This window comes from Glycocaulis sp., assembly GCF_052168375.1.
Classification (GTDB): Bacteria; Pseudomonadota; Alphaproteobacteria; order Caulobacterales; family Maricaulaceae; genus Glycocaulis.
This window is the reverse complement of the sequence record NZ_JBQLZR010000231.1, coordinates 1-5449: the sequence shown is the minus strand read 5'-3', so window position 1 is coordinate 5449 and position 5449 is coordinate 1. Positions and strand designations below refer to the sequence as shown.

The 5449-nt window shown below is 63.9% G+C and carries 6 protein-coding genes; all 6 read left to right on the top strand.

What is annotated here, in order from left to right; all coding sequences use genetic code 11:
- The first annotated feature begins 424 nt into the window (after positions 1–424).
- The gene (locus ACTS2Z_RS09485; RefSeq protein ID WP_442572971.1) at positions 425–1432 is read left to right on the top strand and encodes an amidohydrolase family protein; all 1008 of its coding nucleotides are present in this window, start codon (positions 425–427) and stop codon (positions 1430–1432) included.
- Positions 1433–1460: 28 nt separating this feature from the next.
- Positions 1461–2495, top strand: a complete 1035-nt coding sequence (locus ACTS2Z_RS09480) for a protocatechuate 3,4-dioxygenase (protein ID WP_442572970.1) — start codon at positions 1461–1463, stop codon at positions 2493–2495.
- On the top strand, positions 2492–3157 hold the full coding sequence (locus tag ACTS2Z_RS09475) for an RraA family protein (RefSeq protein WP_442572969.1): 666 nt from the start codon (positions 2492–2494) through the stop codon (positions 3155–3157). The genes ACTS2Z_RS09480 and ACTS2Z_RS09475 overlap by 4 nt, the downstream gene beginning before the upstream one ends.
- A complete protein-coding gene (locus ACTS2Z_RS09470; RefSeq protein WP_442572968.1) occupies positions 3158–3820 on the top strand; it encodes an RraA family protein in 663 nt (220 codons plus the stop codon). It abuts the gene before it with no gap.
- Between the two features lie 5 nt (positions 3821–3825).
- Positions 3826–4839 (top strand): NAD(P)-dependent oxidoreductase, encoded by a 1014-nt coding sequence (locus tag ACTS2Z_RS09465; protein WP_442572967.1) that lies wholly within the window; start codon positions 3826–3828, stop codon positions 4837–4839.
- Positions 4840–4890: 51 nt separating this feature from the next.
- On the top strand, positions 4891–5449 hold a 559-nt coding region (locus ACTS2Z_RS09460; protein ID WP_442572966.1), incomplete at its 3' end, for an aldehyde dehydrogenase family protein.

Genomic DNA, 5449 nt, shown 5'->3' with positions numbered 1-5449 from the left:
CACTGCGCTGAGAGACTTTGCCATGATATACCTCGCGGAGACGGGCAGCCGATCAAATGTTGGCCGCATTTGAGCAGACGTCTGACCATTTGGCAATGGTGATACCGCGTGCCACCGCTTTCCGGGCGCAGGACATCGACCACACCCCGGCCTCGCGGGCACATCATGGCAACGGTTCTGGCGACGCTCGGGCAATGGAATCGTCCAAGCTCTGCAAAGGCGGAAGCTGGGTTGTGGAGTTTCCTTCTCGCAGGCTCCGCGCGCTTGGCGAGACAGCCTTGGTCAAGGCGCTGACTTGCCTGTGCGGCATGTTCGGCTCGCCCTTGCACCCGGCTTCCAGCTATAATATACAGACGTCTGTTTAATTTTCCGCTTTGGTCACTTCAGGGGGCCGAAGCTTCTGCAAGCATCAAGGCATTACATCATGATCATTGACTGCCATGGCCATGTCAGCGCGCCGGCCGAGTTGTGGGCCTACAAGGCGTCTGTCCTGTCGCATCGCGGCTCTCACGGGCGAGGCGGCGTGCACGTCAGCGATGATGACATCCGCCGGGCCGTCAACAAGAAGGAAATGGCGCCGTGCGGGCATATGGACATGCTCGACCGCCATGGCACTGACTACCAGCTGATCTCCCCGCGCCCCTTCCAGATGATGCCGAGCTTCGAGCCGGGCAGGGTGGTCCACTGGTTTGTCGAGGAAACCAACACGATCATCTATCGCCAGACCCAGCTATTCCCCGATCGCTTCGGGGGCATTTGCGGGCTGCCGCAGGTCGCCGGCGAGCCGATCGAGAACACGTTTGCCGAGCTGGAGCGTTGCGTGAAGGAGTTGGGCTTCAAGGGCTGCCTGCTCAATCCCGATCCGTACGAAAACACCGGTACCGAGGCGCCCGGCCTTGGTGAGCGCTACTGGTATCCGCTCTACGAGAAACTCTGCGAGCTGGACATTCCAGCGCATATCCACCCGACCGGTTCGCGCTCGGACCGCACGCCCTACAGCCTGCACTTCATCAATGAGGAATCGATTGCGGTCTTCAACCTGGTCAATTCCACCGTGCTGGAGGACTTCCCCGATCTTAAGATCGTGGTGAGCCATGGCGGCGGCGCAATTCCCTATCAGCTTGGACGGTTCGAAGCCGGCTCCATCCGCCCCGGCATGAAGCGGACCTTCTCCGAGGGCCTGCGCAAGCTCTATTTCGACACGGTGCTCTACACCGAGAACGCACTGCGCCTGCTGATCGAGACGGTCGGCCCGGAGCGCTGCCTGTTCGGGTCGGAATGCCCCGGCGTCGGCTCGAAAGTCGTCGATGGTCATGAGCACACCATGGACCATATCGCGCCGGTTATCGCCGGCTTCGACTGGCTCAGCGACGCGCAGAAAAAGATGATTTTCGAGGACAATGCGCGGGCCGTCTTCCGGCTCGACGTCTGATCACGCAACCCTTTTGGGGAGGTCTGCCATGGCCGAGATAGTATTGGGGATGTGGACGACGCACGGGCCGACCCTGTCGACAACGCCGGAGCAATGGCTCCTGCGCCTGCCGGCCGATCATGCCCGCAAGGACCACCCTTTCCGGGGCGGCAAGTACGATTTCCCGACCCTCGTCGAGATGCGCAAAGGCGAGGGGCTTGCGGAAAAGTCGAGCCTTCAGGAGCGTACGCGCCGGGCGGAGGCTTGCCGGATCGCCGTGGAGCGCATGGCTGGCCTGTTCGAGGAAGCGCGCGCCGACGTGGCGGTCATCTTCGGTAATGACCAGAACGAGCTGTTTCTCGATGATCTCATTCCGGCGCTGACCGTCTTCGACGGTGACACCCTCTGGAACGAGCCGGCCTCCGATGACCAGGCGAAGAAGATGGCGCCGGGCATCCATGAGGCCGAATGGGGCCATAACCCGCCCAAGCGTACCGAATATCCCGGTCACCGCGAGCTGGCGCAGGCGATCATACGCGATGCGGTCGCTGGCGGGTTTGATCTCGCCCGGTCCAGCCGCCTGCCGGAAAATCCGGGTCACTGGAATAGCGGCATCGGCCATGCCTTCGGTTTCATCTACCGCCAGATCATGCGCGACAAGGTGATCCCCAACGTGCCGGTTTTTGCCAACACCTTCTTCCCGCCCAACCAGCCGACGGCCCGCCGCTGCTTCGAGTTTGGCCGGTCTGTGGCACGCACCATCAAGGCCTGGGACAGCGATGCCCGCGTGGCGGTATTCGGGTCTGGCGGCATGACCCATTTCGTCATCGATGAAGACTTCGACCGCATGTTCATGGACGCGATCCAGCGCCGGGACGCCGAGGCGCTCTGCTCCATCGAGGAGCGCCATTTCCAGTCGGGAACCTCCGAGCTGAAGAACTGGGTTGCTGCTGCCGGTGCGCTTTTCGAGACGCAGCTGAGCGGTGACATCATCGATTATCAGGCCTGCTATCGCTCCGAGGCCGGCACCGGCACGGCAAACGGCTTCATCTGCTGGAACCGGAAGCAGGAGGGGCAGGCATGAGCAATGCGATACAGGACCGTCTGGCGCGCCTTGATGCCTGCGCCGTATCCGATGCGCTCGACCAGCTTGGACTCGCCGCCTCGGTTACCGGGCTGCGCCCGCTCTCGGTCCGCCAGCGCGTGTTTGGCGAGGTAACGACCGTCAAGCTGGCTGCCGGCAAGCCGCCGGCTGGCGCGCCATCGCGTCATCTCTGCACGCAGGCCATCGATTCCAGCGGCGCGTTCAGTGTCATTGTAGTGGAGCAGCGCACCGGGATCGAATGCGCAGGCTGGGGCGGCATACTCTCCAATGCGGCGAGGGGCCGGGGCATTTCCGGCGTGATCGTCGAGGGGCTCGCCCGCGATGTCGATGAGGCGGCCGATATCGGCTTTGCCGTCTATGCGCGCGGCGGCACCGCACGCACAGCGCGTGGCCGCATCCATGAAGCCGCGACCGGAGTGCCTGTGCAGGTCGGTGACGTGACGGTCAGCCAGGGCGACTATGTCGTCGCGGACTCGTCCGGCGCCGCCTTCATCCCGAAGGCCGAGATCGAAAACGTCCTCGCGGCAGCAGAAAACATCGCCCTGAAGGAAGCCGCCATGACCAAGGCGGTCATGGCCGGACAGCCTGTCAGTGAAGTGATGGGCGGCAATTACGAACACCTGTTGGAGAGCAAGGCCTAGATGACCGACACGAATGTTGAACGCGCTGGCCGCATCGATACCGCGACGCTCTCTGATGCGCTCGACAAGCTGGGCATTGCCGGGCAATGCCTGGGCATCAAGCCGCTGGACCACAGCTTCCGGATGGCCGGGCGTGCTTTCACATTGTCTTACGCTCCGGTCGGCCATCCGGCTGGAACGGTGGGCGATTTCATAGACGATGTGCCGGAAGGCAATGTGGTCGTGATCGATAATGGCGGGCGTCAGGATGCGACCGTCTGGGGCGACATCCTCACCTTGTGCGCGCATCAGGGCAAGCTCGGCGGCACCGTCATCGACGGGGCCTGCCGCGACACGCATCTGGCGCTGGATCTGGGCTATCCGATGTATAGCCGCTCCTACTCGATGCGCACGGGCAAGGACCGGGTTCAGCTCGAAGCCACGCAAGTCATCGTCAATATTGGCGATGCGCGCGTCTGCCCCGGCGACATCATGCGCGGCGACTCCGATGGCGTGGTGGTGATACCGAAGGCCCGCGAGGAAGAAGTTCTCGCAACGGCCGAAGCCATCGAGGAGGCCGAGGCCCGAATCCGCGATGCCGTCAAATCCGGCAAGCGCCTCGATGAAGCCCGCCGCGAGCAGCAATACCACCTGCTGCAGCGGCGTGAAGGCCAGAAAGGCTAGGGGCCGTGTCGCACTGCATCGTCACGGCGGCAAGTCTTGCATCGCATGAGGCGGTGATCGGCCATCTGAGCGATGCGGGCTGCGAGATTTTGCGCCTGCCTGCGGATTTTCCCGGCTGGACACCGGAAATCCTGCGGGACTATGCGGCACGGGCTGACGCGTTTGTCGGCACGTTCCGGGGGCTCGGCCTGCCGAGAGAGGCACTTGCAGCCGCGTCGTCCGCCCGCGTCATTACCTCGCCCATCATTGGCGTTGAACATATAGACGTGAAGGCCGCGACCGAGCTTGGCATCGTCGTTGCGCACGGCGCGATGGCGGAAAACTTTGAAGGCATGGCCGAGGCGGGCGTCATGCTGGTGGCGGCCTTGCGCAAGAACCTCATGGCGAAGCAGGCAAGCGTCGGCGCTGGTCAGTGGAAGACCGCTGCGCCGGGAGGCCTGGTCTCCGGTTCCACAGTCGGCTTTCTGGGCCTTGGCCGCATTGGCCGGGCGATTGCACGCAGGCTGATCAGCTGGGACTGTGACCTCATCGCGCATGACCCGTATGTCGACGCGACGCTGGCGGCGCAGCACGGGGTCGATCTGGTCGGGTTCGATGCGCTTCTGGAACGCAGTGACGTCCTGCTGGTGCTGGTAACGCTCACACCCGAAACCCGGCACATCATTAACGCTGAGGCCCTTGCACGCATGAAGCCCGGCGCCTGCCTGATCAATATCGGGCGTGGCGGGTGCGTGGACGATGACGCCCTCCTGCAGGCTCTGGAGAGCGGGCATCTGGGCGCCGCGGCCATCGACGCCTGGGAGGCAGAGCCGCCAGCGCCGGATCACCCTCTGCGGCGTCATCCGCGCGTAATCGCCACCGCCCATGACGTGGGACATTCGGCAGAGCTTTACGCCCGCATACCGGAAGTGGCCGCCGAGAACACGCTGCGCGGCCTTCGTGGAGAATTGCCGCTGCATATTGCCAATCCCGGCGTGACGGCGCGCTGGCTCGCCCGCCAGGAAGTTCTGCCCGGATAGAGCGGGGACAGAAGCCCGCAAGCCGGCAAGTATACGGAGACGAAAAGCGACATGGCCGACACATCGTTTGAATATCCCGCACCGTCGCTTTTCATCGCCGGCAAGTGGCGCGGCGCCAGTGACGGCAACACCATTCCCGTCCTGAACCCGGCAACGGGCGAGACAATCGCCGATTTGCCCGTCGCGACGCAGGCCGATCTGGACGAGGCGCTTGCAGCCGCCCGTGCAGGGTTCGAGGTGTGGCGCAAGACGTCTGCCTATGACCGGGCCAAGGTGCTGCGTGCTGCTGCGGCGCTGATGCGGGAGCGTGCGCGCCATATCGGGGCCGTCACGACGACCGAGCAAGGCAAGCTCCTGAGCGAGTCGTCAGCCGAGGCAGCCGCTTGCGCCGATATTTTCGACTGGTATGCCGAAGAGGCGCGCCGCGCCTATGGCCGCATCGTCCCGTCCAAGCATCCCGGCGTGCGCCACATGGTGCTGAAGGAGCCGATCGGACCGGTTGCGGCCTTCTCGCCCTGGAACTTCCCGACCACAATTCCGTCGCGCAAGATGGCGGCGGCGCTGGCAGCCGGCTGCTCTGTGATCATCAAGCCGGCAGAAGAGGCACCGG

Excerpts from the sequence above, each read along its gene's own strand:
- ACTS2Z_RS09470 (WP_442572968.1), top strand. The coding sequence starts at position 3,158 with ATGACCGACACGAATGTTGAACGCGCTGGCCGCATCGATACCGCGACG.
- ACTS2Z_RS09480 (WP_442572970.1), top strand. The coding sequence starts at position 1,461 with ATGGCCGAGATAGTATTGGGGATGTGGACGACGCACGGGCCGACCCTG.
- ACTS2Z_RS09485 (WP_442572971.1), top strand. The coding sequence starts at position 425 with ATGATCATTGACTGCCATGGCCATGTCAGCGCGCCGGCCGAGTTGTGG.
- ACTS2Z_RS09475 (WP_442572969.1), top strand. The coding sequence starts at position 2,492 with ATGAGCAATGCGATACAGGACCGTCTGGCGCGCCTTGATGCCTGCGCC.